The organism is Pseudomonas sp. RW407 (assembly GCF_003176655.1).
In the GTDB taxonomy this organism is placed as follows: domain Bacteria; phylum Pseudomonadota; class Gammaproteobacteria; order Pseudomonadales; family Pseudomonadaceae; genus Pseudomonas; species Pseudomonas delhiensis.
In genome coordinates this window covers 1,000,146-1,024,080 of sequence record NZ_QGSL01000106.1, presented here as the reverse complement: position 1 = coordinate 1,024,080, position 23,935 = coordinate 1,000,146, and the positions used below count along the sequence as shown (strand labels likewise).

General features: G+C 66.0%; 23 protein-coding genes and 1 pseudogene. 14 read left to right on the top strand and 10 right to left on the bottom strand.

Annotated elements, in window-relative coordinates; all coding sequences use genetic code 11:
* The first annotated feature begins 114 nt into the window (after nt 1-114).
* Entirely contained in the window at nt 115-2,082 is a 1,968-nt protein-coding gene (locus DK254_RS21345; RefSeq protein WP_109935374.1) for a PAS domain-containing sensor histidine kinase, read from the top strand.
* Between the two features lie 194 nt (nt 2,083-2,276).
* Here DK254_RS21345 and DK254_RS21340 read toward each other — a convergent pair whose 3' ends face one another.
* Nucleotides 2,277-2,885: a Yip1 family protein gene (locus tag DK254_RS21340; protein ID WP_089393167.1), complete on the bottom strand. Its 609-nt coding sequence runs from the start codon at nt 2,883-2,885 to the stop codon at nt 2,277-2,279.
* Nucleotides 2,886-2,915: 30 nt separating this feature from the next.
* Nucleotides 2,916-3,254, bottom strand: a complete 339-nt coding sequence (locus DK254_RS21335) for a hypothetical protein (protein ID WP_089393166.1) — start codon at nt 3,252-3,254, stop codon at nt 2,916-2,918.
* A 192-nt stretch (nt 3,255-3,446) separates the two neighbouring features.
* Here DK254_RS21335 and DK254_RS21330 point away from each other — a divergent pair, with 192 nt between their 5' ends.
* Complete coding sequence (locus DK254_RS21330) at nt 3,447-3,671, top strand: PLD nuclease N-terminal domain-containing protein (RefSeq protein ID WP_109935373.1); 225 nt, start codon at nt 3,447-3,449, stop codon at nt 3,669-3,671.
* 15 nt (nt 3,672-3,686) lie between these two features.
* Here DK254_RS21330 and DK254_RS21325 read toward each other — a convergent pair whose 3' ends face one another.
* Nucleotides 3,687-3,959 carry a hypothetical protein gene (locus DK254_RS21325; protein ID WP_109935372.1) on the bottom strand — a complete coding sequence of 91 codons (273 nt, stop codon included), beginning with the start codon at nt 3,957-3,959 and terminating at the stop codon, nt 3,687-3,689.
* Nucleotides 3,960-4,557: 598 nt separating this feature from the next.
* On the bottom strand, nt 4,558-5,118 hold the full coding sequence (locus tag DK254_RS21315) for a type 1 glutamine amidotransferase domain-containing protein (protein WP_109935371.1): 561 nt from the start codon (nt 5,116-5,118) through the stop codon (nt 4,558-4,560).
* A gap of 231 nt (nt 5,119-5,349) precedes the next feature.
* On the opposite strand from DK254_RS21315, the gene DK254_RS21310 reads away from it, so the two are divergent.
* Nucleotides 5,350-5,769 carry a transcriptional regulator gene (locus DK254_RS21310; protein ID WP_109935370.1) on the top strand — a complete coding sequence of 140 codons (420 nt, stop codon included), beginning with the start codon at nt 5,350-5,352 and terminating at the stop codon, nt 5,767-5,769.
* Between the two features lie 135 nt (nt 5,770-5,904).
* Here the strand turns inward: DK254_RS21310 and DK254_RS21305 are convergent.
* Nucleotides 5,905-6,217, bottom strand: a pseudogene (locus DK254_RS21305) (hypothetical protein); the annotation flags it as partial.
* Between the two features lie 536 nt (nt 6,218-6,753).
* Between DK254_RS21305 and DK254_RS21300 the strand changes: the two are divergent.
* Both DK254_RS21300 and DK254_RS21295 read left to right on the top strand, forming a co-directional pair.
* Nucleotides 6,754-7,128: a histone-like nucleoid-structuring protein, MvaT/MvaU family gene (locus tag DK254_RS21300; protein ID WP_109935369.1), complete on the top strand. Its 375-nt coding sequence runs from the start codon at nt 6,754-6,756 to the stop codon at nt 7,126-7,128.
* A 214-nt stretch (nt 7,129-7,342) separates the two neighbouring features.
* Entirely contained in the window at nt 7,343-8,137 is a 795-nt protein-coding gene (locus tag DK254_RS21295) for a GGDEF domain-containing protein (protein ID WP_109935368.1), read from the top strand.
* A gap of 43 nt (nt 8,138-8,180) precedes the next feature.
* Here the strand turns inward: DK254_RS21295 and cydB are convergent, their stop codons facing one another.
* Nucleotides 8,181-9,191 carry a cytochrome d ubiquinol oxidase subunit II gene (cydB, locus tag DK254_RS21290; protein ID WP_109935367.1) on the bottom strand — a complete coding sequence of 337 codons (1,011 nt, stop codon included), beginning with the start codon at nt 9,189-9,191 and terminating at the stop codon, nt 8,181-8,183.
* Nucleotides 9,192-9,225: 34 nt separating this feature from the next.
* Nucleotides 9,226-10,632, bottom strand: a complete 1,407-nt coding sequence (locus DK254_RS21285; protein ID WP_109935366.1) for a cytochrome ubiquinol oxidase subunit I — start codon at nt 10,630-10,632, stop codon at nt 9,226-9,228.
* A 402-nt stretch (nt 10,633-11,034) separates the two neighbouring features.
* Between DK254_RS21285 and DK254_RS21280 the strand changes: the two genes are divergently transcribed.
* The 3 genes from DK254_RS21280 (at nt 11,035) to DK254_RS21270 (ending at nt 17,575) form a co-directional block, all read left to right on the top strand.
* Nucleotides 11,035-13,308: an FdhF/YdeP family oxidoreductase gene (locus tag DK254_RS21280; protein WP_109935365.1), complete on the top strand. Its 2,274-nt coding sequence runs from the start codon at nt 11,035-11,037 to the stop codon at nt 13,306-13,308.
* 154 nt (nt 13,309-13,462) lie between these two features.
* Complete coding sequence (locus tag DK254_RS21275) at nt 13,463-14,401, top strand: Dyp-type peroxidase (RefSeq protein ID WP_109935364.1); 939 nt, start codon at nt 13,463-13,465, stop codon at nt 14,399-14,401.
* A gap of 429 nt (nt 14,402-14,830) precedes the next feature.
* A complete protein-coding gene (locus tag DK254_RS21270; RefSeq protein ID WP_109935363.1) occupies nt 14,831-17,575 on the top strand; it encodes an ATP-dependent Clp protease ATP-binding subunit in 2,745 nt (914 codons plus the stop codon).
* 52 nt (nt 17,576-17,627) lie between these two features.
* On the opposite strand, the gene DK254_RS21265 is transcribed toward DK254_RS21270, so the two are convergent.
* Genes DK254_RS21265 through fdhD form a run of 3 tightly spaced genes read right to left on the bottom strand, consistent with a single transcriptional unit; the run spans nt 17,628 to nt 19,231 of the window.
* Nucleotides 17,628-17,879, bottom strand: coding sequence for a MoaD/ThiS family protein (locus tag DK254_RS21265; protein ID WP_109935362.1), 252 nt, complete (start codon nt 17,877-17,879; stop codon nt 17,628-17,630).
* Nucleotides 17,876-18,379 carry a cyclic pyranopterin monophosphate synthase MoaC gene (moaC, locus tag DK254_RS21260; RefSeq protein WP_109935361.1) on the bottom strand — a complete coding sequence of 168 codons (504 nt, stop codon included), beginning with the start codon at nt 18,377-18,379 and terminating at the stop codon, nt 17,876-17,878. Before moaC ends, DK254_RS21265 begins: the two co-directional genes overlap by 4 nt.
* A gap of 21 nt (nt 18,380-18,400) precedes the next feature.
* Nucleotides 18,401-19,231: a formate dehydrogenase accessory sulfurtransferase FdhD gene (fdhD, locus tag DK254_RS21255; protein ID WP_109935360.1), complete on the bottom strand. Its 831-nt coding sequence runs from the start codon at nt 19,229-19,231 to the stop codon at nt 18,401-18,403.
* 255 nt (nt 19,232-19,486) lie between these two features.
* Between fdhD and moaB the strand changes: the two genes are divergently transcribed.
* The 6 genes from moaB to modC form a co-directional block, all read left to right on the top strand.
* The gene (gene moaB, locus DK254_RS21250) at nt 19,487-20,026 is read left to right on the top strand and encodes a molybdenum cofactor biosynthesis protein B (RefSeq protein WP_109935359.1); all 540 of its coding nucleotides are present in this window, start codon (nt 19,487-19,489) and stop codon (nt 20,024-20,026) included.
* The gene (glp, locus tag DK254_RS21245) at nt 20,023-21,246 is read left to right on the top strand and encodes a gephyrin-like molybdotransferase Glp (protein WP_256595919.1); all 1,224 of its coding nucleotides are present in this window, start codon (nt 20,023-20,025) and stop codon (nt 21,244-21,246) included. Before moaB ends, glp begins: the two co-directional genes overlap by 4 nt.
* Complete coding sequence (locus DK254_RS21240) at nt 21,233-21,691, top strand: NAD-binding protein (protein WP_109935357.1); 459 nt, start codon at nt 21,233-21,235, stop codon at nt 21,689-21,691. The genes glp and DK254_RS21240 overlap by 14 nt, the downstream gene beginning before the upstream one ends.
* Before the next feature lie 153 nt (nt 21,692-21,844).
* Nucleotides 21,845-22,600, top strand: coding sequence for a molybdate ABC transporter substrate-binding protein (gene modA, locus DK254_RS21235; protein ID WP_109935356.1), 756 nt, complete (start codon nt 21,845-21,847; stop codon nt 22,598-22,600).
* Between the two features lie 12 nt (nt 22,601-22,612).
* Nucleotides 22,613-23,293: a molybdate ABC transporter permease subunit gene (gene modB, locus DK254_RS21230; protein WP_109935355.1), complete on the top strand. Its 681-nt coding sequence runs from the start codon at nt 22,613-22,615 to the stop codon at nt 23,291-23,293.
* A 1-nt stretch (nt 23,294) separates the two neighbouring features.
* A partial coding sequence (gene modC / locus DK254_RS21225; RefSeq protein ID WP_109935805.1) for a molybdenum ABC transporter ATP-binding protein occupies nt 23,295-23,935 on the top strand: 641 nt, incomplete at its 3' end.

Sequence of the window (23,935 nt, the reverse complement as noted above, 5' to 3'; positions counted from 1 at the left end):
ACGGGGCCTGGCGGGGCGGGTTCAGACTTTCCACCCGGCGGGCCCCTTTTGGCGGCCGATGAGGTACGCCCCGCGAAGCTGTGCTTTGCTGAAGCGATTCGGTGGAGGAACGCCATGTCAGGAACGATCGCCAGCAACGCGCAACTGGTGGAGGACGCCCGCTATCGGTTGCTGATGGAGGCGGTGACGGACTACGCCATCTACATGCTCGACCCCAACGGCCTGGTCGGTAGCTGGAGTTCCGGGGCACAACGGCTCAAGGGCTACGAGGCCCGCGAGATCATCGGCCGGCATTTCTCCTGTTTCTACCCGCCCGCCGACCGCAAGGCGGGGCTGCCCGAGCGGGCGCTGGCCACCGCGGCGCGCGAGGGGCGCTACGAAAGCGAGGGCTGGCGGCTGCACCGCGATGGATCGACCTTCTGGGCCCACGTGGTGATGGACGCGGTGCGCGACGACAGCGGCGAGCTGCTGGGCTACGTGAAGATCACCCGTGACCGCACCGCCCAGCACGAGACCGAGCAGGCGCTGCGCCGCAGCGAGGAACAGTTCCGCCTGCTGGTCAACGGCGTGTCCGACTACGCGCTGTACATGCTTGAACCGGACGGCCGGGTGGCCAGCTGGAACTCCGGGGCGCAGCGGATCAAGGGCTACCGTCCGGAGGAGATCATCGGCCGGCATTTCTCCTGCTTCTACACCGCCGAGGATTGCAACGACGGCGTACCCGAGCGCAGCCTGAACATCGCCCTGGCCGAGGGACGCTATGAGGAGGAAGGGCTGCAGGTGCGCAAGGACGGCAGCCGCTTCTGGGCCAACCTGGTGATCGACCCGGTCCACGACGACGCCGGTACCCTGCTGGGCTTCGCCAAGATCACCCGCGACATCACCGACAAGCGCTATGCCCAGGAGGAGCTGGAGCGGGCGCGCAACGAGCTGATCCAGTCGCAGAAGATGGAGTCCCTGGGGCAGCTCACCGGCGGCGTCGCCCACGACTTCAACAACCTGCTCACGGTGATCATCGGCGGCCTGCAACTGCTGCACCGGCACCTGCCGGCCGACGCCGAGCGCGTCCAGGACATCTGGCGCAACGCCCTGGAGGCCACCCGCCGTGGCGCCCAGCTGACGCAGCGGATGCTCGCCTTCGCCCGCAAGCAACGGCTGTTCCCGCAGCCGATCGAGCTGCCGACGCTGCTGCAGGACATGAGCGAGCTGCTGCTCAGTTCGCTGGGGCCGACCATCACCATCGAGACGCGTTTCCCCCTGCACCTGAACCGGATGATGAGCGACCAGAACCAGCTGGAGCTGTCGATCATCAACCTGGCGACCAACGCCCGCGACGCCATGCCCCAGGGCGGAGCCATCACCATCTCGGCGCGCAACGAGACGCTGCTGGACGGCCAGCGCACCAACCTGGCCGGCGGCGACTACGTGTGCCTGGCGATCTCCGACACGGGGCAGGGCATGGATGCCGAGACCCTGCGCCGGGCGGCGGAGCCCTTCTACACCACCAAGGCCACTGGCAAGGGCACCGGCCTGGGCTTGTCCATCGTCCATGGCATAGCCCAGCAGCAGGGCGGCGCGCTGATGCTGCACAGCGCGCCGGGGCAGGGCACCACCGCGGAAATCTGGCTGCCGGCGGTGCTCCCTGCGGCGGACGGCGAAGAGGACGCCCAGGAAACTGCGGCCCAGGCGGCTATGCCGGAAAGGGTGGAACTGAGCGTGCTCATCGTCGACGACGACCCGCTGGTGCTGACCGGCACCGCGGCCCTGCTGCTGGAGCTGGGCTGCGAAGTGCGCCGCGCCGACTCCTCGCAGCATGCGCTGGAGCTGCTGGCGAAGGAGGGAGAGGCGTTCGACCTGCTGCTGACCGACTACGCGATGCCCGACCTGGACGGCATGCAGTTGATCCAGCGCGCCCGGCAGGCGCTCCCGACGCTGTGCTGCGTGCTGATGACCGGCTACCCGGCACGCCTGGAAGGCTGCCCCGCGTCACTGCGGCGCCTGGCCAAGCCCTTCGACCGCGAGCAGTTGCTGGCGCTGCTGGTGGAGGTGCAGGCCGAGGCCGGAAAAACCGAACCAAACTGACGCGGCACGTCCAAAGCAAGGGTGACAGCCACCCTTGCCCAAGGAGGTACGCCATGGTCCCTTTCATACAGCTCCAGCGGCCCCAGCCCGAGCAGCCGCCGACGCTTCCCGACCGGGAAAGCCAGGTGCCCGAGGAGTTCCCCGAGGAAGTGCCCATGCAGCAACCCCCGGAGGAGCCGCTGCCGCCGCCGCACTCACTGCTCCAGGTATTCGCCGCTGCCGGCCATACTCTGCCCCCAGAGTTCCAGGAAGGCGAAGGCCGTGGTCAGTAGCGCCAGGAAGCCGAAGCCGAGGATGCACGAAGCGTAGAACACCGCCGAGCGTCGACGCAGGTGCATGAACACCGGCAGCCCGCTGAACAGCAGGAAGGCCGAGCAGGCCGTGGCCAGTGCCGCGGCGAGCAGCATCACCCAGCGGTAGGGCACCAGCGCCACCACCCCGGCCAGCATCAGCGGCACGGCGATGGTGGTGGTGAAGGCCATGCTGCGGCCGATGTCCGGCCGGCTCTCGGTGCGGAACAGCACCCAGCGCACCAGGTAGGCCATGATCACCACCCCGCAGAGAAAGCCCAGGTAGCACCACAGCGCCAGTAGCGCCCCGCTGCTGGCGCTCAGGTATTGCACCTGGTCGTTGCCCGGCAGTTGCCAGCCCACCTGGGTGGTGCCGATGAACAGGCAGACCGCCGGGATCAGCGGCAGGGCCAGCCACAGCGGCACGAAGGCCCGCGGGTGGCGGTCGACGCTGGCGCTGAGGTCGCCCCAGGCATGTTTCGGTTGGGTCAGCAGGGTCGTGAACGGGATCATCGATGAGCCTCCTTCCGTTGCGGCGGGCCGTCAGCGGGAATGTTTGGTGGGGTCGTCCGGCCGTTCGCTTTCCAGCAGCGAGCCGGGGTCCTCGTTGCCCGGGTCGTTGATGCCGCCGGCGGGCGGCGGCGTGGTTTCCTGCAGGGGGATGTCCATCGGCAGGACGGTGGCCCCGGACACCTCCTTGAGCCGCGGCAGCAGCTCGTCGCGGAAGCGTTGCTGCTGCTCCTCGGACAGCGCGGCGAAACCGTGTTCGAGGATGTAGCGGGCGAGTATCTCCTCGCGGCTGTCCGGCTCCAGGCTGCCCTGGGCGAACAGCTGCCGCAGCGCAGCCGTGAACGCGGCGTCCCGATGGTCGTTCCAACCCATGTGCCAGTCCTCCTGTCGGTCGGTGGATGCCCGCGGGCATGCGGCCGGCGGTCTCTCGGAGGACTGGGGGGCGGTGGCCACGTTCAGCCACCGGGACGAACGGTAGGTCGCCGCGGCGCCGGTCCAGGCGATGGAACCTTGGCCGCGCGGGCCGGCCCACCGCAGACATCGAACGAGCCGAGGAGGTGCGCCATGACCACGTTCGTATCCCTGATGCTGATCGCCGCCGCGGTGATCATCGTGCTGCTGGACCTGTGGGCCATCGTCGGCGTGTTCCGCAGCGACAAGGGCGTGAATGCCAAGGCCCTGTGGGCTCTGCTGATCGCCATTTTCCCGGTGCTGGGCCTGGCCATCTGGGGCATCGCCGGGCCCCGCGGCCTGGCCCAGCCGCCCGGCTCGACGGAACAGGGCGGGTGAGCGGGAACGGCCGGTTCAGTCGGGCAGTAGCGGGTTGTGCGAAGTCTTCAGGCGCTCTATCTGTTCGGCCGGTGTGCCGATCAGCAGGTGGGCGAACAGCCAGGGCTCCATGCCCATGCAGCGGGCGTGGATGCACAGCTCGGCCCAGCCCTTGCGCAGGCGGTAGGCCTGTTCGTCCTCGTTTTCCTCGAGGCGGGAGCGCTTGATCTCCCGCGCCAGGGCGGGAACGCGGAGAAGAAACTCCGCCACCGCAGCCTGCTGCTGCGCGGGACTCAATAGGGTTCGCATGGAGGGGGGAACAACCTGACAGGAGGGAAGGCCCCGAAGACAGCCGGGGAAGAGTGCTGCGGAAGATCTGGAAAAGTAATCCTCTGACCACGATGACTCAAGCGAAAAAAGGAATCGGTTGAAATTATGAATACGAGGCAGAGCAGGGAAATCGGGGGATTATCCGTAGGCCGCGTATTCAGCGGGTTTCGGGATGAGTGGCATTACCTTGATATCAGCATGATGCGGCCTGCCGCTGCGCCTTCTTCATGCAATATGCAGGAATCGACTTTATAGGCTCGATATTTCGAACATGGCTTGCGCAGCCCCTGGCGCTCTGCCTGAATGATTCGGGCGAACTCCCCTTACTTATGGCCCCAGGGACGGGGCGCTTCTTTTTGTCCTTTTGCATCGCCTGCCCGCGCATTTCGCCGAATTCTTCCTTCCCATGGGGCACCTGCAACGAGGGCCGCGCGCAGTCGCCGGCGCGGCACGGCCGCCGCGACGGAAACCGTTGCGCACGCCGGCCAGGCCCGGGGCCACCGAGAACAGCCGCTCCCAGCGGCCCAGGTTCTGTGTACTCATCTGCTGTCCCTCCGTCTGCTTCGGTGAATGGGCGTCAGGCCGCCTGCAGGGCCTTGCCGATGGCCTCGTCGAAGGCCGGCAGGTCGTTGGGGTTACGCGAGGTGACCAGGGTCCAGCCCTGGGCCGGGCAGACCATGGCCTCGGCGTCCACCCAGTCGGCCCCGGCGTTGACCAGGTCGGTGCGCACGCTGGAATAGGAGGTCAGCGTCTTGCCGGAAACCACGCCGGCGTCGATCAGCAGCCAGGGCCCATGGCAGATGGCCGCGACCGTCTTGCCGGCTTCGGAGAACTCGCGGACCAGGCGCTGCGCATCGGCATCCTGGCGCAGGGTGTCGGCGTTCACCGTGCCGCCGGGAATCACCAGGGCATCGTAGTCCGCGGCGCTCAGGCCCTGGAGACGGGCATCGGAGGTCACCTTCAGGTCCTTCTCGCTGTCCTTGAGCCAGGTCTGGGCCTCGCCGCCCTTGACGCTGCCATGGGTGACGCTGGCGCCTTGCTCCTTCAGGGCCTGCAATGGGCGCAGCAGTTCGTCGCGCTCGATGCCGGCGTTGGCGGTGATGATCAGGACCTTCTTGCCTTGCAGGTTCGTACTCATGGTCGGGCTCCTTCGCGGAAGCGCCACGCGGGCGCGGTGGCTGGCCACGCTTCGCGGCGCGGCACTCACCAGGGTTTGGAACCCCTGGCGGCGATGAGTTCGAAAGAATTGCCCAACGGAAAAGGCGCGCCGTTGCTCGGTGCGTTCGAACCCCCGGCCGGCCCGGCAGTCGCAACAGGCAGGACCGGCGGCGAACGCCGGCAAGCCATCGACCCACGCGGGAGACACGCCATGAGCTACGACTGGGACCTGATCGAACAATTGCTGCTGCACGCCCAGCAATGCGCCGACGAACCCTACAAGGCCCGCGAGTACGGCGAGGAAGTGGCCGAGGAACGCATCGCCCGGGGCGAGCCCCTGGAAGGCAGCGTCGACCACGTCAAGCGCGTGGCGGGCGACCTGGAAGGCGTGCTGTTCGATGGCGGCTTCATCCAGGACCGGCCGCGCGACCACGGCGGCACCGGCAACAACTTCGAGCTGACCGACCGCGGCCTGCGCCTGCTGACGCTGATCGGCCGCAGCTTCCCGGAGCACCTGGTGTTCCGCCGGCTGCTCGACGAGCAGGGCGAGGAGGCACTGACGGCTGGCACCTTCGACGCCCTGGCCGCCCGCGCCGCCCGGGACCGCGTCGACGACAAGCCGATGGCGTGAGGCGAGGGCAGGGCGGCGCTGCCCGGTCAGACCGCGGGTAGCTGTGCGCTCACCCGACCTCCCGCTTGTTGCAGGTCAGCCATTGCGCCATGGACGAGTCTTCCAGGGCGTATTCACCCCGGCTGGCCTTCCACTCTTCTCGATGCCGGCCTTGCGGACCGCCTTGGTGAAGGTATTTTCGTGCTCGGCCAGCACCTTGGCGATGGCACCCGCTATCAGGTCGGCGGGGTCACTCTCGCGGTCCACCCACAGGTCGACGTAGATGGGTTGCCAGCCCGACGCTCACACGCGGGCACGAGGTCGTTGCGCAGGAAGTGCTCTTGCCGGTGCGCCGCGGAGCGGCCAGGAACATGCCGGAGCCATAGTCGGCCAGGGATTCGCCGGCCAGGTCGCGGACAAGGTTCTCGGCCAGGGCCTGGCGGCTGAAGATCGGTAGCGTCGGACTCACGCTCCAATTATCTCAATAGCTACAGATTATAGTTGCCAGGTATAGATTGACTATACAGCTTGGCGGCCAGCCGAGCGAACGACCGCCAGCCACAGGGGAAACGGGCATCGCATGGAACCGGCAGGTCAGGGTGGGGGATGGCTGCGGATCGTTCCATGTTGCAACGCAACCGTGAACATTCCGGTCGATAGCCGGATAGAACTTGCTTCAAGTATTCCGCTTATACCTGACACTACGAAAATGCAGTTTCCACCCGCCTGCAGAGAACAAGATCGTATCGGCAGGTATGTTCACAAGGCCCCAGGCCAGGGACGCGTAGTTTGAGCCGGATGGGCTGCCAGCGGATATGCGATATCGCCGTATCGAATGAGCGTGCCTGGAATGAAGATTGAAAACGAGGTGATTTCCCTGTAGGCCTGCCTTATGGTTCGGCAGGCATATCCGAATGTATGGTTTCAGCACTTCAGGTGTTTGGATTCGCAGAGTTTGTCCGGTATATTCTTCGATTGGAAAAACTTTTGTTGAAGAGGTTTCCCATGTCCAAGCTGGCAGAATTTCGCGCTGTAGAGAAAGCGCTCGCTGAACAGATCGCCCATCTGGAGTCGCTGAAGAACGATGTCAATCTTCAGAAGGAAATCGAGTTCGAGCGGAAACTGAATGAACTGATGGCGGCATATGGCAAGTCGCTGCACGACGTGACCGCCATCCTCGACCCACAGGCGCTCGGCGAAGCGGGCCCGCGCGGCGGCCGGGGCGCGCGGCCCAAGCGTCGCGCCCGGGCGGTCAAGGTCTACCGGAACCCGCACAGCGGGGAAGTCGTGGAGACCAAGGGCGGCAACCATAAAGTTCTGAAGGCCTGGAAGGCGGAATATGGCGGCGATGTCGTCGACGGCTGGCTGCAGAAGAAGTAACCGCTTTGCGGGGAATTAGCCAAAGAGCCTTGCTCGACCTCTGGATTCAGTGGCCCCACTGAGTCTTCGCACGCTTTTCTTCCAGGGCTTTCGTAGATGTTTCGTCGCCATGCGGATAGTGCGCGGGCCATGTGCCGCCGTTCGTCCGCATGATTCAAGTATTTCAATTGGTTGACGATCAATTGCGCTAGAGATTCTTACCAGGGGTTGTGTCTTGCAGGTTAGTCAGGAAAGTCTGGTCCGCCATCTTCGTCATCAGTTCAATGCACTTCTGGGGGTGTCGCTGTTCTCCTGGGCGACCATGGCCGGGCTTCTGATATTCATCTGGCTACATGGCCAGGCCCTGGGCATCAAGTCCTTTGCATGTTTTGTTCTGGGCGCCTGCCTGAGTTCGCTTCAGTTGTTCTTTCTGGTGCTGGTCGCCGTGCGCATGCACCGCACCATGAAGACCCGTTCGAAGTTGTTGTCGAGCCTTGAATACGCGTCCGGCCACGACGTGCTGACCGGGCTGCTCAACCGGCGCGGTTTCGACCTGTCGCTGCGCGAGGCGCTGTCGGCGGCGGGGCACCAGAAGAAGTCGCTGACCCTGCTCTACCTGGACCTGGACGGCTTCAAGCAGGTGAACGACCTGCACAGCCACGCCGTGGGTGACCGCCTGTTGCAGGGGGTCGCCAACCGATGGAGCCGGACGGTGAGGAACGGGGACCTTCTCGCGCGGCTGGGCGGGGATGAGTTCGCGCTGATCACCGGCGCCACGGGCACGGAAGTCGAAGCGCTGTGCGAACGGCTGCTGGGGGTGGCGAAAGCCAGCCTGCTGGAGGAGTTCCCGGACCTGCAGATCGGCGTCAGCATCGGTGTCGCCGAATTCCCCCGCGATGGCCAGCAGGCCGACGGGCTGGTCCTGGCCGCGGATTCGGCCATGCTGGTGGCGAAGGCCCTGGGCAAATCGTGCTTCCAGTGGGCGCTGCCGTCCACGGGGCAGGGGGCGGGGGCCCGCGCACGGGCCTAGCCTGGGCCGGCAGCGAGTGGCTGCCGGCGCCGGGCCCGGGGCATCAGTGGTGGTAGCCCTCGCCGACCTTCACCTTGCCCCGGAACACGTAGTAGCTCCAGGACGTGTACATCAGGATGAAGGGCAGGATGAACAGGGCGCCGATCAGGGCGAACAGTTGGCTCTGCACCGGCGACGCCGCCTGCCAGATGGAGACCGCCGGCGGGATGATGTTCGGCCAGACGCTGATGCCCAGCCCGCTGTAGCCCAGGAAGATGACCAGCAGCGTGAGCATGAAGGGCGTCACCGTCGCCCGGTGGGCGAGGGTGATCAGGGTGGCGAAGAAGCTGAAGAGCAGCAGCGCCGGCACCGGCAGGAAGTAGATCAGGTTCGGCAGGCTGAACCAGCGCTGGGCGATCTGCGGGTGCGACAGGGGCGTCCAGACGCTGATGATGGCGATGGCGAACAGCAGTATCCAGATGAAGTAGGACGAGTAGCGGTACATCTCCGCCTGCAGCTGCCCCTCGGTCTTCATGATCAGCCAGGTGCTGCCCAGCTGCGCGTAGGCGACCAGCAAGGCGAAGCCGCAGAAGATCGGGAAGGGCGCCAGCCAGTCCAGGCTGCCGCCGGCGTAGGCGTTGTCGGCCACCGGTATGCCGTCGATGAAGGCGCCCAGGGCCACGCCCTGGGCGAAGGTGGCCACGATGGAGCCGCCGATGAACGCCTTGTCCCACCAGTGGCGGTTCCTGTCGCTGGCCTTGAAGCGGAACTCGAAGGCCACGCCGCGGAATATCAACCCCAGCAACATGAGCACCAGGGGAAGATAGAGCGCGCTGAGCAATACCGAGTAGGCCAATGGGAAGGCACCGAACAAGCCCGCGCCGCCCAATACCAGCCATGTTTCGTTGCCGTCCCATACGGGGGCGACGGTATTCATCATGACGTCGCGTTCTTCCTTGTTCTTTATCGCCAGGAAAAGAATGCCGATGCCCAGGTCGAAACCGTCCATGATGACGTACATCATGATGCCGAAGATGATGATCAATGCCCAGATCAGTGTGAGATCGACGCCCATGTTATTCGCTCCTCAAGTTTGAAATGCTTGCGGGTCAACGGTCGTCGGATGCCGACAATGGACGTGCAGGCGTACGCATCTGGCCCGCGCCGCCTTCGATGGGATGTTCCGCATCGTGGGGCTGCGGCCCTTTATGTACGAGTTTCAGCATATAGGCGATGCCGGTGCCGAACAGCACAAAATAGATGAGCACGAAAAGTACCAGGCTGATGGTCATTTGCGCGGTGGTTTGCGCCGAGGCGGCATCGACGGTGCGCATGTAGCCGTAGACCACCCAGGGTTGGCGGCCCATTTCGGTAGTTACCCAGCCGGCCAGCAGTGCGATCAGCCCCGAGGGGCCCATGCAGAGCACGAACTTCAGGAACAGCGGGGAATCGTAGAGTTTACCGCGCCATCTCAAGTACAAACTCCAGAACCCTGTAAGTATCATCAGAAGTCCCATGGCGACCATTATCCGGAAGGTCCAGAAAATGACCGTGGAATTGGGTCTGTCTTCCGGCGGGAATGATTTCAATGCGGGAATCTGGCGATCGAGACTGTGGGTGAGAATAAGGCTGCCGAGCATTGGAACTTCTATGGCGAAGTGGGTCTTTTCCGCCTTCATGTCGGGCCAGCCGGCCAATATCAGGGGCGAGGGCTCGCCGGGAACGTTCTCCCAGTGGCCCTCGATCGCCGCGATCTTCGCCGGCTGGTGTTCGAGGGTATTGAGCCCGTGGGCATCGCCGACCACCGCCTGGATGGGCGCGACCAGCAGCGCCATCCAGGCCGCCATGGAGAGCATGGTGCGGGCGGCCGGGTCGGTGCTGCGGCGCAGCAGGTGCCAGGCCCCGGAGGCCCCGACGAAGAAGGCGGTGGCGAGGAACGCGGCAATGGCCATGTGCGCGAGCCGGAAGGGGAACGAGGGGTTGAAGATGACCGCCAGCCAGTCGACCGGCACCGCCCGCCCATCGACGATCTCGAAACCCTGCGGCGTATGCATCCAACTGTTGGAGGACAATATCCAGAAGGTGGAAATCAATGTGCCCAGCGCGACCATGGCGGTGGCGAAGAAGTGCAGGCCGCGGCCGACGCGCTCCCAGCCGAAGAGCATCACGCCGAGAAAGCCCGCTTCGAGAAAGAAGGCGGTCAGAACTTCATAAGTCAGCAACGGCCCGGTAATACCGCCGGCGAAATATGAAAAGCGACTCCAGTTGGTGCCGAACTGATAGGCCATCACCAGTCCGGAAACGACGCCCATGCCGAAGTTGATCGCGAAGATCTTTACCCAAAAGCTGTAAAGATCCCGGTAGACATCTCTTCCGGTTCTAAGCCAAAGCCCTTCGAGTACTGTCAGGAAACTGGCGAGGCCAATGGTGATGGCCGGGAAGACGATATGGACGCCAACGGTGAAGGCAAACTGCAGACGGGCCAGATCAATTGCGGTCGAACTGTATGTGTCCATGCTTTCTCTGCCTCGCGGAGTGGAGGGAAAGTTCGACGAAGAGTGTCGGGGACAAAGCAAGCTAACTAAGTGCCCGCCTGCGCCTGTGCAACTCTCGTTGTTTGCCTTGACATCTCGGAAGTGCGCCGCTTAGATTCTAGAGCACGATCCCGCGGCATGGGCAAGCTATTTTTTCTCGCAACTTCTTGTTGATCCCGTTCGACAAGTCATGTAACAGGCGCCAGTTTTTCGTTGACTGGCGGCGATGGTTTCTTCTTGAAAGAAAGAAGTTTTGTTTTCTCGGGAGGGTAGCGCGCAAGGCAATATCGCTATAGCGCGGAAAGATAATCGCTATAGCGGCTGAACATATACAACCATCGATCCATGCCCAACTACCGGCATGCTCGTATATATGGAGCGATCATGACTATTCGACGCAAGGTACCTGGTGTTCGTAAATACGATGGTCCCGCTGGTGGTTGGGGCGCTCTCAAGGCGACGGCCACGGCCGTCCGGGAACAGATGGATACCCTCAAGGCGCCCATCACCCTGATGCGTACCAACCAGCCCGCCGGGTTCGACTGCCCCGGGTGCGCCTGGCCGGACAAGGAACACCGGTCCACCTTCCAGTTCTGCGAGAACGGCGCCAAGGCGGTGACCTGGGAGGCCACCAGCAAGCGCGTCACCCCCGAGTTCTTCGCCAACCACCCGGTCGCTTCCCTGCTGCACCGCACCGACTACGAACTGGAGGACCTCGGGCGCATCACCCACCCACTGGTGTACGACCGGGCCTCGGACACCTACCAGCCCATCGAATGGGAAACCGCCTTCGCCCGCATCGGCGAGATACTCCGCGGGCTGCAGCCCGACGAAGTCGAGTTCTACACCTCGGGCAGGGCCTCCAACGAGGCGGCCTATCTCTACCAGCTGTTCGCCCGGGAATACGGCACGAACAACTTCCCGGATTGCTCGAACATGTGCCACGAGCCGACCAGCGTCGGCCTGCCGCGCTCGATCGGCATCGGCAAGGGCACCGTTTCGCTGGATGACTTCGACACCTGCGAACTCATCATCTCCATCGGCCACAACCCCGGGACCAATCACCCGCGGATGATGGGCACGCTGCACGAGGCGTCGCGGCGCAAGGTGCCGATCATGGTCTTCAACCCGCTGCGCGAGCGCGCGCTGGAGCGGTTCGCCGACCCGCAGGACATGATCGAGATGGCCACCTACGGCTCCACGCGCATCGCGTCCTCCTACTTCATGGTCAAGGCGGGGGGCGATGCGGCGGCGATCAAGGGGATCATGAAGGCGCTGCTGGAGATCGAGGAGAACCTGGGCGGCGCGCTCGACCATGAATTCATCAAGGACCACACCGTCGGCTTCGACGCGCTGGTGGCCGACCTGCACGCGACCCAGTGGCCGGACATCGAAGCCGCCAGCGGCCTGAAGAAGTCCGACCTGGAAATGGTCGCGGCGGCCTACGCCAAGTCCAACGCCACCATCGTGACCTACGGGATGGGGATCACCCAGCACAACGAAGGCACCGCCAACGTCAGGCTCATCTGCGACCTGCTGATGCTGCGCGGCAACTTCGGCAAGCCCGGGGCCGGCATCTGCCCGCTGCGCGGCCACTCCAACGTCCAGGGCAACCGCACGGTGGGCATCACCGAGAAGCCGTCGGGCGCCTTCCTGGGCAGGATCGAGCAGGTGCTGGGCTTCAAGCCGCCGGCGGAGCACGGCCACGATGCCGTGCAGGCGATGCAGGCGATGATCGACGGCAGCGCCAAGGCCCTCATCTGCCTGGGCGGCAACTTCGCGGTGGCGCTGCCCGACCCCGGGCAGTGCTTCCCGGCCATGGGCAAGCTGGAGCTGAGCGTGCACATCGGCACCAAGCTGAACCGCACGCACCTGCTGGTGGGCAAGCACAGCTTCCTGTTCCCCTGCCTGGGGCGGACCGAACTCGACGTGCAGGAAGGCGGGCCGCAATCGGTGACCGTGGAAGACTCCATGTCGATGGTCCACGCCTCGGCCGGCAAGCTCAAGCCCGCCTCCGACGTGCTGCGCTCCGAACCGGCCATCGTCGCCGGCATGGCCAACGCCACGCTGCCGGACAGCAAGGTGCCCTGGCTGGAGCTGGTCGCCGACTACGACCGGATCCGCGAGCTGATCGAGAAGACCGTGCCCGGCTTCGACGACTACAACGCCCGCATACGCATCCCGGGCGGTTTCCGCATGCCGCTGCCGCCGACCGAGCGCAAGTGGGATACGCCCTCGGGCAAGGCCGAGTTCTTCGTCTTCCCCGGCCTGCACGAAGACAAGGTGGTGGAGGGCGAGGACGTGTTGCGCCTGGTGACCATCCGCAGCCACGACCAGTACAACACCACCATCTATGCGATGGACGATCGCTACCGCGGCGTCTTCGGGCGGCGCGACGTGCTCTTCATGAACCCGGACGATCTGGCGGCCAGGGGGCTGGAACATGGCGACCTGGTGGATATAGAAACCATCACCGCGGGGCGCAAACTTCGTTACGAGAAGATTACCGCCATCGAGTACAAGATCGCCGCCGGTTCGGTTGCGGCGTACTATCCCGAAGCCAATAGACTGGTGCCGCTGGACTACATCGACGTGGACAGCGGAACACCTTCCTATAAGTCCGTTCCGGTGCGGGTGATGCGCTCCGAAGTCAACTGAGACAGTTGGCCAACAGATACTCGGGGGTACGGACGGCCCCCCCTTTCTTTGTTCCCGGGTGAAATCAATTCGACACTTCGATGGCGCATTATCATGCGCCCGGTAATATCTGGTAGTCTCGATCGCCCAACCGTGATGGTAGTTGCCAAGCAAAATGACAGAAGAACTCCCCATTCCCCAGGCCGTCGATAGTCCAATCACCAGTAGTGCGATCTTTCTCGTGGCGACACTGGTTTCCGGCGAGGAAAACCATGCTGCCGTGCGCGCCTTGTGCGGGGATATCGCCGCCCTGGTGCGCTCGGTTGGAAAGCGGGCGCCGGCGGGCAATCTTTCCTGCGTCATGGGCTTTGGTTCCGACGCCTGGGACAGGCTGTTCGGCGCGCCCCGCCCGGCGGCGCTGCACAGCTTCCGCGCAATAGGCTCCGGCGAGCGCGTCGCCGTCTCGACGCCGGGCGACATCCTGCTGCATATCCGCGCGGACCAGATGGACCTGTGCTTCGAACTGGCGACGCAGATGGTCACGCGCCTGGGCAAGGCGGTGGAGGTGGTCGACGAAGTCCAGGGCTTCCGCTATTTCGACATGCGCAGCATGGTCGGCTTCGTCGACGGCACCGAGAACCCGGCGGGCCGCGAGGCGGCCCACTTCACCCTGATCGGCGACGAGGACCCCGGCTTCGCCGGCGGCAGCTACGTCCTGGTGCAGAAGTACCTGCATGACATGGCCGGCTGGAACCAGCTGTCCGTCGAGGCCCAGGAGCGCATCATCGGGCGCACCAAGCTGTCCGACATCGAGCTGGACGAGGCGGTCAAGCCGAGCTGCTCGCACAGCTCCCTCACCACCCTGGTCAAGGACGGCAAGGAAGTGAAGATCCTGCGCGACAACATGCCGTTCGGCCGGCCGGGGGCAGGGGAGTTCGGCACCTATTTCATCGGCTATGCCCGCTCGCCCGAGCCCATCGAGGAAATGCTGCAGAACATGTTCGTCGGCCGCCCGGCGGGCAACTACGACCGCCTGCTGGATTACAGCCGCGCAGTGACCGGCAGCCTGTTCTTCGTGCCCTCCGCGGACCTGCTGGAATCGCTCGCCGAATAACTTCCGTGTTCGCGCGGTTTTCCAGTAACTTTCCCGAACCATTGCGGCGAGTCACTTCGCCGCAATGGTTCTCGCCTGTCGCAGTGCAGTTTTTCATTCATCGACAGGCACTGTGAAAGTTATGTTCGTCATCTTTTCCGGATAGTTCCGCGTTACTTCGCCGTTTCGTCACTATGGCGCGGCTGCTTATCATCTTTCGTTGTTTGGCTACCGTCGATTTCGTCTGGCACCCTCCCACTTCCCGGACTATGGTGAACGGACGGTGTAATAGCCGTTACTGCTTTTCGAGTTTTCCTGTCTCTTTCGTTTCGAAAAAACAGCGTATGCCAGGACTTGGGGTTCGTTATTGAACTCATTCATGGCTATTCGCTGCTGGAGATGCGGCCGCTCGATTACAAGCGCCCACTTGTTCCGTGGAGAGAGTTCATCATGGCGAATCTCTGTGAAATCTGTAATGCGAGACCCGCTGTCGCCCGCGTGACCGTCGTACAGAATGGCGAGCGCAAGTCGATGTCGATCTGCGACCACGACTACCGCCAGCTGATGCGGCACCAGAGCATGCTGAATCCGTTCGACTCGCTGCTGGGGGGCGGCGGGCTTTCGCGTTTCTTCGACCGCTTCGGCGGTGGCGCGGGCGACGAGGGCGAGGGGTTCGGCATGGCCGCCGAAGTGCCCCGCGAGTCGGTCGACGCCACCGACGCCTTCAGCGCCCAGACCCTGGAGATACTCCAGCGCGCCGCGGAAAAGGCCCACGAGCTCCGGCGCAACGAGCTGGATACCGAGCACCTGCTGTACGTGCTGGCCGATACCGACGTGGTGTCCGCCCTGCTCAAGGAGCTGAAGCTGTCGCCGCAGGACATCAAGGGCTACATCGACCAGCATGCGCAGACCGGCAACGCCTCGCCCGATGCGCCGGTCGACCGCATGACCATCTCGCCGCGCCTGAAGAAGGCCTTCCAGCTGGCCTTCCAGGCCTCGCGGGACCTGGGGCATTCCTACGTCGGCCCGGAGCACCTGCTGATCGGCCTGGCCTCGGTGCCCGAGAGCCTGGCCGGCACGCTGCTGAAGAAATACGGCGTGACCCCGGAGACGCTGCGCCAGAAGGTGGTCAAGATAGTCGGCAAGGGCGCCGAGGACGGCCGGGTGGATACGCCCAGCGGCACGCCGACGCTGGACAAGTTCGGCCGTGACCTCACCCAGCTGGCGCGCCAGGGCAAGCTGGACCCGGTGCTGGGGCGGGCCCAGGAGATCGAGAACGCCATCGAGGTGCTGGCCCGGCGCAAGAAGAACAACCCCGTGCTGATCGGCGAGCCCGGCGTCGGCAAGACGGCCATCGTCGAGGGGCTGGCCCAGCGCATCGTCAACGGCGACGTGCCGGAAGTGCTGCGCGGCAAGCGCCTGGTCGAGGTGAACCTGAACTCGATGGTCGCCGGCGCCAAGTACCGTGGCGAGTTCGAGGAGCGGGCCAAGCAGCTGATCGACGAGGTCACGGCCAAGCATGACGAGCTGGTGCTGTTCATCGACGAGCTGCACACCATAGTCGGCGCCGGGCAGGGCGGCGAGGAGGGCGGGCTCGACATCGCCAACGTGCTCAAGCCGGCCCTGGCCCGCGGCGAGCTGAGCCTGATCGGCGCCACCACGCTCAACGAGTACCAGAAGTACATCGAGAAGGACGCCGCGCTGGAACGCCGCTTCCAGCCGGTGTTCGTCCCCGAGCCCACGGTGGAGCAGACCATCGTCATCCTCAGGGGCCTGCGCGACAAGCTCGAGGCCCACCACCAGGTGACCTTCGCCGACGACGCCTTCGTCGCCGCCGCGGAGCTCGCCGACCGCTACATCACCAACCGCTTCCTGCCGGACAAGGCCATCGACCTGATCGACCAGGCCGCCGCCCGCGTGCGCATCGGCGCCACCTCGCGGCCGGCGGACATCCAGGAGCTGGAGGCGGAGATCGCCCAGCTCAAGCGCGAGCAGGACTACGCGACCTCGCGCAAGCGCTTCGACGAGGCCAAGAGCTTCGAGGAACTGATCGGCGAGAAGCAGGCGCAGCTGGATGAACGCTCCGAGGCCTGGGAGCGCAAGACCGGCTCCGAGACACTGGAGGTGACCACGTCGTCCATCGCCGAGGTGGTCTCGCGGCTGACCGGCATCCCGGTGGCGGAGCTGACCCAGGAAGAGCGCCAGAAGCTGCTGAAGATGGAAGAAACGCTGCGCCAGCGCCTGATCGGCCAGGAGCACGCGGTGGTGGCGGTCAGCGACGCCGTGCGCCTGTCGCGCGCGGGGCTGGGCCAGGCCCACCGTCCCATCGCCACCTTCCTGTTCCTCGGCCCGACCGGGGTGGGCAAGACCGAGCTGGCCAAGGCGCTGGCGGAGAGCGTGTTCGGCGACGAGCAGGCGATCATCCGCATCGACATGTCCGAGTACATGGAGCGCCACGCCGTGGCCCGGCTGATCGGCGCGCCGCCGGGGTACGTCGGCTACGACGAGGGTGGCCAGCTGACCGAGCGCGTGCGCCGGCGGCCGTACAGCGTGATCCTGCTGGACGAGATCGAGAAGGCCCACCCCGACGTCAACAACGTACTGCTGCAGGTCTTCGACGACGGCCGGCTCACCGACGGCAAGGGGCGGGTGGTGGACTTCAGCAACACCATCATCATCGCCACCAGCAACCTCGGCGCCTCGATCATCATGGACAACCTCGAGCGCCCCGAGGCCGAGCGCATGGACGACAAGGCGCTGCGCGACGAGCTGATGGGCGTGCTCAAGGGGCACTTCCGTCCGGAGTTCCTCAACCGCGTCGACGACATCATCGTGTTCCATGCGCTGTCCCGCGACGACATCCGCGCCATCGTCCGCATCCAGCTGCAGCGGGTGGTGCGCACGGCGGCGGCGCAGGACATCACCCTGACGGTCGACGATGCCCTGGTCGACCACCTGGTCGAGGTGGGCTACCAGCCCGAGTTCGGCGCCCGCGAGCTGAAGCGGCAGATACGCCAGGAAGTGGAGACGCGGCTGGCGCGGGAAATCCTCGGCGACAAGGTGGTGTCCGGGGACAGCGTCGCGCTGGGCTACGACAAGGAGGCCGGCAAGGTGACGCTGGAGAAGGGCGGTGCCAAGCCCGAGGCGGCCGAACCGCCGGCGCCGCCCGCGGGGGCGGAGGAAACCGGGACCTGAGGACGCAGGGACGGGCGGCGCCGGCGCGCTGCCCGTCCACTCGGCCGGCTATTCAGCCACCCGTCACGGTCGGGAAGAACGCCACCTCGTCGCCGTCGGCGACCGGCTCGTCCAGGGCGCACAGTTCCTGGTTGCGCGCACACATCATATTGGCCTGGGTGAATACCTCGGCCCAGGCGCCGCCGCGGTTCGCCAGGAGTTCGCGGATGTCCTCCAGCGTGGCCAGGGCGCCTTGCCAGGGCAGGGCCTCGCCCTCGCTGCCGAGCAGTTCCCGGTAGCGGGCGAAGTACTGCAGCCGGATCATCGCGCATCCTCCACCTGGTACAGGCCCGAGCGGCCGCCGGCCTTGCGCAGCAGGCGCACCCAGTCGATCTGCATGCCGCGGTCGATGGCCTTGCACATGTCGTAGAGCGTCAGGGCCGCGACGCTGGCCGCCGTCAGGGCCTCCATCTCCACTCCCGTGGCGCCTTTCAGGCGGCAGGTCGCGACAATGCGCACCGAGTCCGGCCGCACCGGCTTGAGCTCGACGCCGACCGCGCTGAGCAGCAGCGGGTGGCACAGCGGGATGAGTTCGTGGGTGCGCTTGGCCGCCATGATCCCGGCGATCCGCGCGGTGGCGAAGACGTCGCCCTTGGGGTGGCCCTGCTCGAGGATCAGCTCGAGGGTCTCGGGTTTCATCCTGATCCAGGCTTCGGCCACGGCTTCGCGCTGGCTGTCGGGCTTGGCGGTGACATCGACCATGCGGGCATGGCCACGGTTGTCCAGGTGGGTCAGCGTCGCCGCCGACTCATGGGGTTGGTTCATCGAGACTCCGGGGCGCGCCTGTCAGGGCGCCGGGCTGTAGAGCCTGGGCAGGCTGCGGTGGGGGACGTGAATGAGGTTGAGCTGGTTGCGGCGCGCCCATTCCACGGTCAGCGCGGTGGGCGCCGAGAGGCTGACCAGGGTGCCGATGCGGGCGCGCACCGCCTTGTGGACGAGCTCCAGGCCGCAGCGGCTGGTGACGACGACGAAGCCCTCGGCGGGGTCGACGCGCGCCTGGGCCATGGCGCCTATCAGCTTGTCCAGGGCGTTGTGCCGGCCGATGTCCTCGCGGCACAGGCGTACCTCGCCCTGCCCGTCGAGGTACAGGGCGGCGTGCAGGGCGCCGCTGCCGCGGGCGGCCGTCTGGGCGACGCCGATCCGCTCGCGCAGGCCTTCCAGCAGGCTCGCCTCCGGCAGCGGCGCGAAGCGCAGCGGGGTCAGCGCCGGCAGCGCCTGGTCCAGCGCCTCGACGCCGCAGATGCCGCAACCGCTGGTGCCAGCCAACTGCCGGCGGCGGCCCTTCAGCGCCCAGAAGGCGCGGTTGGCCAGTTCGACCTGCGCCAGGTACGCCTCGCCGGAACGGCTGACTTTTATATCGTGGATTTCATCCAGGGAAGTGACGATTTCATTGGTCAGGCTGAAGCCCCTGACGAAATCTTCCATATTGCCGGGCGATACCATCATCACGGCCTGACTGATGCCGTTGTAACTGATGGCCAGGGCGGTTTCCCGGGCAAGTACGGCCTCGCCGATTATCCAGTTCTCGCCCAACTCAACATAACTGTAGGCTTGCGCGGGGTCGGGCGGCGCATTGATGTCGGATATATCGGTTCGAGTTTCGTCGATCAGCACCATCACGGCACCCTTGGATTCTGTTGCCTGTTTTTCAGGTTACGCACGTGGCCAAATAGCGTCCAATCGCTTCTTCCGATCCGTCGATAAGACGCCTCTATGACGGAAACGACGCATTGCATGGGGGTTTAAAACGGCTTCAGGGCCGCGCTCCATTTGCCGATAGAGGCCCCCGATCATGGGGTTTGCCATATCGATTGGACGGCCTGGTCGTTCATCTCTAGTTTGGCGCGGAAACTTCCAACTGGAGCGACGGGCGTGAACGTCAAGCCGAATACGGAATTCATTCCACTCAATATCGCGGTATTGACCGTCAGCGATACGCGAACTTTCGAAACCGATACTTCCGGCGAGTTGCTGGCGAGCCGCTGCGTCGAGATCGGCCATCGCCTGGTGGCGCGCGTGCTGCTCAAGGACGACCTCTACCGGATACGGGCCCAGGTCGCCGCCTGGATCGCCGAGGAAGCGGTGCAGGTGGTGCTGATCACCGGCGGCACCGGCTTCACCGGCCGCGACAGCACCCCGGAGGCGGTCGCCTGCCTGCTGGACAAGCAGGTCGAAGGCTTCGGCGAACTGTTCCGCGCCTTGTCGATCCTCGATATCGGCACCTCCACCGTGCAGAGCCGCGCCCTGGCCGGCCTGGCCAACGGCACCCTGGTGTGCTGCCTGCCGGGCTCCACCGGCGCCTGCCGCACCGCCTGGGAAGGCATCCTCGTCGAGCAGCTCGATTCGCGGCACCGCCCCTGCAACTTCGTCGCCCACCTCAAGCCCGGCAATGCCTGCGGGCCGCGCCCATGAAAGCCAAGGGGTTGATGCCGGTCGACGAAGCCCTGGGCCGGTTGCTGGACCTGGCGGAGGCTTCGCCCATCGCCGACATCGAGGAACTGGAGCTGGCCCGGGCCGATGGGCGCGTGCTGGGGCGCGACCTGTTCGCCCGGATCGACTCGCCGCCCTGGGCCAACAGCGCCATGGATGGCTATGCCTTCAGGCTTGCCGACCTGGACGGACGGGCGCTGCGGGTCTCCCAGACGATCTTCGCCGGCCAGGCGCCGGCGCCGCTGGAGCCCGGCACCTGCGCGCGCATCTACACCGGCGCGCCGTTGCCGGCAGGGGCCGACTGCGTGCAGATCCAGGAGAACTGCACGCGCCTGGACGACCAGCACGTACGGGTCGAAGGCCAGCCGCGGGCCGGCGCCAACGTCCGGCCGCAGGCGGACGAGATCGCCGCCGGCGAACCGCTGCTGAACGCCGGCCGGGTACTGGGCCCCGTGTCCCTGGGGGTTCTGGCCTCCCAGGGCTACGCGAGCGTGCCGGTGGTGCGGCGGCCGAGGGTCGCGCTGCTTTCCACCGGCGACGAGCTGGTCCCCCCGGGCCAGGCGCTCGCGCCCGGGCAGATCCATGACAGCAACCGCCCGGTGCTGCGCGCGCTGCTCCAGCGCCTGGGCTGCGAGGTCGTGGAGCTGGGCCGCGTCGGGGACGACCCGCAGGCGATCCGCACGGCCCTCGCCGCAGGCAGCGCGAGCGACCTGATCCTCAGCTCCGGCGGCGTCTCGGTGGGCGAGGCGGACTTCATCGGCAAGCTCCTGCGCGAGCAGGGCGAGGTGATGCTCTGGAAGCTGGCCATCAAGCCGGGCAAGCCTTTCACCTTCGGCAAGCTGGAGGCGACGCCTTTCATCGGGCTGCCGGGGAACCCCGGCTCGTCCCTGGTGACCTTCCTGCTGCTGGTGCGGCCCTACCTGCTGCACCGGATGGGCGTGGCCGCGGTCCAGCCCAGGCGCCAGCCGCTGCCGGTGGGCTTCGACTGGCCCAAGGCGGGCACCCGCCAGGAATACCTGCGCGTGCGTATCGAAGACGGTATCGCCCGCCTGCTGCCGGGGCAGAGCTCCGGCACCCTGCTGAGCGCGACGCTGGCCGACGGCCTGCTCGAAATCCCGGCGGGAAGGACCTTCGAGGCGGGGGAGTGGCTGAACTTCCTGCCGTTCGACGGCCTCTGGGGCGCGGCGAATGACGCGCGCTGAACATTACATCGTCATCGGCGACGGCGCCCTGGCCCTCAACGCCTGGCGGGAACTGACCGCAAGGGGCCAGGCGGCGGTCCGCCTGCTGCCCGCGCGGGCGTCGGCGGAAGGCCCGGACAGCTTGCGGGGCGACCCCGGGGACGCGGAAGTGCTGCGGCGGGCGGGCGCGGAGCGGGCGGTGGCCGTGCTGGCGATGCTCGATGACGATGCGCACAACCTGTCCGTGCTGCGCGCCTTGCGGACGCTCGCCAGCCCCGCGCTCACCGTGGTGACGGTGAATGACTCGCGGAACCTTCCGCGCATCCGCCAGCTGCGCCCTGGCGCCGTCATCGCGCCGCTGCTGGAGGATGGGGTGCTGGCCGCCCGTATCGTCCATGGCGAACAGATACCCTCGGACCTGCTGCCACACTGCGTGCTCCAGCAGGGGGAGGTCGAACCCGCCTAGTCGCGGAGCCGCAGGGAATGGATAGGCGGGCCGTATTTCGGCCTGGCGACAGGCCCGGTTACGCGCCTCGCTATATAGTTTTGAACACAGCGATGCGGGGGCTCATCGCCTGCCAGCAGACATAGAACGACAACCCACCACTGGAGCACATCGATGAAACACGCATTCACCCGTCTTTCCCTGGCCCTGGCCGCCTGCCTGGCCGCCCACGCGGCGCTGGCCGACGAGGTGCAGGTCGCCGTCGCGGCCAACTTCACCGCGCCCATCCAGGCCATCGCCAAGGACTTCGAGAAGGACACCGGGCACAAGCTGGTGGCCTCCTTCGGCGCCACCGGGCAGTTCTACGCGCAGATCAAGAACGGCGCGCCCTTCGAGGTGTTCCTCGCCGCCGACGACACCACCCCGGCCAAGCTGGAGCAGGAGAAGGCCACCGTGCCCGGCTCGCGCTTCACCTACGCCATCGGCAAGCTGGCGCTGTGGTCGGCGAAGGACGGCTACGTCGACGCCAAGGGCGCGGTGCTGAAGCAGGGCGGCTTCCAGCACCTGTCCATCGCCAACCCGAAGACCGCGCCCTACGGCCTGGCCGCCACCCAGGTGCTGGACAAGCTCGGCCTGAAGGACAAGCTGGCCGGCAAGCTCGTCGAGGGCCAGAACATCGGCCAGGCCTACCAGTTCGTGTCCAGCGGCAATGCCGAACTGGGCTTCGTGGCGTTGTCGCAGATCTACAAGGATGGCAAGGTGACCGGCGGTTCGGCCTGGATAGTCCCGGCCGACCTCTACGAACCGATCCGCCAGGACGCGGTGATCCTCGAGAAGGGCAAGGACAACGCCGCGGCCAAGGCCCTGGTGGACTACCTGAAGGGGCCGAAGGCGGCCGCTGTGATCAAGGCCTACGGCTACGAGCTGTAAACAGGGAAAACGATGCATCTGACCGCGGCGGACTTCACGGCGATCCGGCTCACCCTCGAGCTGGCCACCGTCAGCACCCTGATCCTGTTGCTGCTGGGCACCCCCATCGCCTGGTGGCTGGCGCGCACCCGCTCGTGGCTCAAGGGCCCGCTGGGCGCGCTGGTGGCCCTGCCACTGGTGCTGCCGCCGACGGTCATCGGCTTCTACCTGCTGGTTACCCTGGGCCCCCACGGCCCGGTGGGCCAGCTCACCGACGCGCTGGGCTGGCAGCGCCTGCCGTTCAGCTTCGCCGGGCTGGTGGTGGGCTCGGTGATCTACTCGCTGCCCTTCGTGGTGCAGCCGCTGCAGAACGCCTTCGAGGCCATCGGCACGCGCCCGCTGGAGGCCGCCGCGACCCTGCGCGCCGGGCCCCTGGACAGCTTCTTCAGCGTGGTCCTGCCGCTGGCGCGGCCGGGCTTCGTCACCGCCGCCATCCTCGGCTTCGCCCATACCGTGGGCGAGTTCGGCGTGGTGCTGATGATCGGCGGCAACATCCCCGGCCAGACCCGCGTGGTCTCGGTACAGATCTTCGACCACGTCGAGGCCATGGAGTACGCCCAGGCGCACTGGCTGGCCGGCGGCATGGTGGTGTTCTCCTTCTTCGTGCTGCTGGCGCTGTACTCCACGCGCCGCAGCCATTCGGCCTGGAACTGAGATGCCGGCAGACATCCAAGCACGCTTCCTGCTCGAGTACCGCAGCTTCACCCTGGACGTCGACCTGCACCTGCCGGGCCGCGGGGTGACCGCGCTGTTCGGCCATTCCGGCTCGGGCAAGACCACAGTGCTGCGCTGCGTGGCCGGCCTGGAAAGGCCGCGCGAGGCGCGCCTGGTGGTCAACGGCGAGACCTGGCAGGACAGCGCCAGCGGCCTGTTCCTGGCGCCGCACAAGCGCGCCATCGGCTACGTGTTCCAGGACGCCAACCTGTTCGAGCACCTGTCGGTGCGGCGCAACCTGCGCTACGGCATGAAGCGCGTGCCGGCGCGCGAGCACCGCGTGGCCATGGACCAGGCCTGCGAGCTATTGGGCATCGGCCACCTGCTCGAACGCATGCCGCGCCATCTGTCCGGCGGCGAGCGCCAGCGGGTGGGCATGGCCCGCGCCCTGCTGACCAGCCCGCGGCTATTGCTGATGGACGAGCCGCTGGCGGCCCTGGACCTCAAGCGCAAGGCGGAAATCCTGCCCTACCTGGAACGCCTGCACGACGAGCTGGACATCCCCATCCTCTACGTCAGCCACTCGCCGGACGAAGTGGCGCGCCTGGCCGACCACCTGGTGCTGCTGGAGGCCGGCCGCGC

What these genes read in the sequence shown, in the direction of transcription:
- DK254_RS21325 (WP_109935372.1), bottom strand. Translation starts at nt 3,959, where the DNA reads ATGCGAACCCTATTGAGTCCCGCGCAGCAGCAGGCTGCGGTGGCGGAG.
- DK254_RS21340 (WP_089393167.1), bottom strand. Translation starts at nt 2,885, where the DNA reads ATGATCCCGTTCACGACCCTGCTGACCCAACCGAAACATGCCTGGGGC.
- modA (WP_109935356.1), top strand. Translation starts at nt 21,845, where the DNA reads ATGAAACACGCATTCACCCGTCTTTCCCTGGCCCTGGCCGCCTGCCTG.
- DK254_RS21330 (WP_109935373.1), top strand. Translation starts at nt 3,447, where the DNA reads ATGACCACGTTCGTATCCCTGATGCTGATCGCCGCCGCGGTGATCATC.
- DK254_RS21300 (WP_109935369.1), top strand. Translation starts at nt 6,754, where the DNA reads ATGTCCAAGCTGGCAGAATTTCGCGCTGTAGAGAAAGCGCTCGCTGAA.
- DK254_RS21240 (WP_109935357.1), top strand. Translation starts at nt 21,233, where the DNA reads ATGACGCGCGCTGAACATTACATCGTCATCGGCGACGGCGCCCTGGCC.
- DK254_RS21265 (WP_109935362.1), bottom strand. Translation starts at nt 17,879, where the DNA reads ATGATCCGGCTGCAGTACTTCGCCCGCTACCGGGAACTGCTCGGCAGC.
- DK254_RS21315 (WP_109935371.1), bottom strand. Translation starts at nt 5,118, where the DNA reads ATGAGTACGAACCTGCAAGGCAAGAAGGTCCTGATCATCACCGCCAAC.
- DK254_RS21270 (WP_109935363.1), top strand. Translation starts at nt 14,831, where the DNA reads ATGGCGAATCTCTGTGAAATCTGTAATGCGAGACCCGCTGTCGCCCGC.
- DK254_RS21310 (WP_109935370.1), top strand. Translation starts at nt 5,350, where the DNA reads ATGAGCTACGACTGGGACCTGATCGAACAATTGCTGCTGCACGCCCAG.
- moaC (WP_109935361.1), bottom strand. Translation starts at nt 18,379, where the DNA reads ATGAACCAACCCCATGAGTCGGCGGCGACGCTGACCCACCTGGACAAC.
- DK254_RS21285 (WP_109935366.1), bottom strand. Translation starts at nt 10,632, where the DNA reads ATGGACACATACAGTTCGACCGCAATTGATCTGGCCCGTCTGCAGTTT.
- modB (WP_109935355.1), top strand. Translation starts at nt 22,613, where the DNA reads ATGCATCTGACCGCGGCGGACTTCACGGCGATCCGGCTCACCCTCGAG.
- DK254_RS21280 (WP_109935365.1), top strand. Translation starts at nt 11,035, where the DNA reads ATGACTATTCGACGCAAGGTACCTGGTGTTCGTAAATACGATGGTCCC.
- fdhD (WP_109935360.1), bottom strand. Translation starts at nt 19,231, where the DNA reads ATGGTGCTGATCGACGAAACTCGAACCGATATATCCGACATCAATGCG.
- DK254_RS21335 (WP_089393166.1), bottom strand. Translation starts at nt 3,254, where the DNA reads ATGGGTTGGAACGACCATCGGGACGCCGCGTTCACGGCTGCGCTGCGG.
- DK254_RS21345 (WP_109935374.1), top strand. Translation starts at nt 115, where the DNA reads ATGTCAGGAACGATCGCCAGCAACGCGCAACTGGTGGAGGACGCCCGC.
- DK254_RS21275 (WP_109935364.1), top strand. Translation starts at nt 13,463, where the DNA reads ATGACAGAAGAACTCCCCATTCCCCAGGCCGTCGATAGTCCAATCACC.
- cydB (WP_109935367.1), bottom strand. Translation starts at nt 9,191, where the DNA reads ATGGGCGTCGATCTCACACTGATCTGGGCATTGATCATCATCTTCGGC.
- glp (WP_256595919.1), top strand. Translation starts at nt 20,023, where the DNA reads ATGAAAGCCAAGGGGTTGATGCCGGTCGACGAAGCCCTGGGCCGGTTG.